The 1,579-nt window shown below is 68.1% G+C and carries 2 protein-coding genes; both read left to right on the forward strand.

The window, feature by feature from the left end:
* Positions 1–535: 535 nt before the first annotated feature.
* On the forward strand, positions 536–745 hold the full coding sequence (locus P3T35_RS40295) for a hypothetical protein (RefSeq protein WP_101385617.1): 210 nt from the start codon (positions 536–538) through the stop codon (positions 743–745).
* Between the two features lie 624 nt (positions 746–1,369).
* Positions 1,370–1,579: DUF4193 family protein (locus P3T35_RS40300; protein ID WP_280709875.1), on the forward strand; the 210-nt coding region annotated here is incomplete at its 3' end.

Below are 1,579 nucleotides of genomic sequence, written 5' to 3' on the forward strand. Positions count from 1 at the left end.
CCAGTCCATATGGACCTGGCCCTGTACGGACCCGACCGGGCCCTCGGAAAGCGGAAAGCGGAAGGCAGGCGGCAGGCAGCAGGCAGCAGGCAGCAACAAGCCATACAACGTTGCTGCTGGCACTCAGGCCTCCACGACCCCGTAGACGCGCGAACGCAGTTGTTCCTCAGCCCAGTCGGACAGCGGCAGCCACACCACAGGCGCTTGACCTAAATCCGCCCCAGTGCCGGCGACCGCGCGATGGAACCCGGCCGACAAGTGGGCGTCGTGGTCGCGCAGCCGCTGCAGAAGCTGGTCGGAGGCGAGCTCGCACAGGCCCTTCGCGGCGAGTTCGCGGACCGCGGTGGCGCGCTGGCGCCGGCCTTCCGGGCTTGGCCTTCCGCGATCCAGCCGTCGGCATCCCAATTCCCGCCCCACCGCGCGTCCGGGCCGGGGCAGGTATAGCCGTTTGTGGCCCCGCTGGCCGGACCAAAGATTTACCACCGGTGATAGCGATCCGGCCCTACCCCGCTGCCCGGGCTGCGAGACTACGACAATGACCGTTGCCCGTCGCAGCCTCTCGCTGCCCGCATTCTCCGACGACGCGTCCCTTCCCGCCCAGGCCGGCGGGCGCCGGCCGCTGCCGGTCGAGCAGGGCGCCGACTTCCGCCAGCCGCCCGGCGAGACCGTGGCCGTACCCGCCCCGGCCCGGCGTCCGCTCGCGGCCGGCGGCCTGACCTTCTCCGACCCGGACCGGCAGATCTAACCTCCCCCCGTTACTGCGCGGGCGGGCCAGTAGGCCGAAGGCTCGGCGGCGGTGCGCGCCCCTCTGGCACGTGTGGACGCCAAGGCGGCTCAAGATCGAGAGTCGGAGCACCATGCCAGTTGCCGCGGATCAGCGGGCTCGTCTCACGTGACGTTGTCGGCTGCTCCGCGCGTCAACGCCTGGTCTCTTCATCCAGGGCGGTGACGATCTCGCTGACGAGGACGAGGTCCGCCTCAACTTCGGAGACGGCGATCATCGCTCGGCCGCGCCCAGCCCGGTCTCCCGTGTACGCGATTCGATTTCGCCGGGTCACGATGCGGTCCAACTCGTCTGTCGAGGTGCCCTTCTGACCTTGCGTCGCACGTCCATCCGGGGGAATAACCCGCTTTCACCAACCAACGAGAACAACTGACCGATCTGCGCAGGTGCTGGGCTGGCTCGCTAAAGTCTCCACCTCCAGCCGCGGGCAGACGAAGCCCCCAGCCGCCCGCAAGAGCACCAGCAAGACGAACAAGACGAGCGAGGACCTGCAAGAGCAGACCCGCAGGTGCCGATACCACGCCGACCAGGCATGCTGACAGCTGTTCCCCTCCCCCGACCGCCCCTTGACGAGTAGGCACCGCCTTGGCAACCGACTACGACGCCCCGCGCAACACCAGCGACGACTCCAACGACGACAGCATCGAAGAACTGAAGAGCCGACGCGACAACAAAACAGGCTCTGCGGTCGACCTCGATACCGAAGCCGTCGAAGGCATCGAGCTCCCTGGCGCTGACCTGTCAGGCGAGGAACTCACCGTGCGGGTCGTGCCACTCCAACAGGACGAGTTCACT

The organism is Kitasatospora sp. GP30 (assembly GCF_029892145.1).
Classification (GTDB): domain Bacteria; phylum Actinomycetota; class Actinomycetes; order Streptomycetales; family Streptomycetaceae; genus Kitasatospora; species Kitasatospora acidiphila.

Bases quoted from the DNA above. Each gene is read 5' to 3' on its own strand.
- P3T35_RS40295 (WP_101385617.1), top strand. From the start codon at position 536: ATGACCGTTGCCCGTCGCAGCCTCTCGCTGCCCGCATTCTCCGACGAC.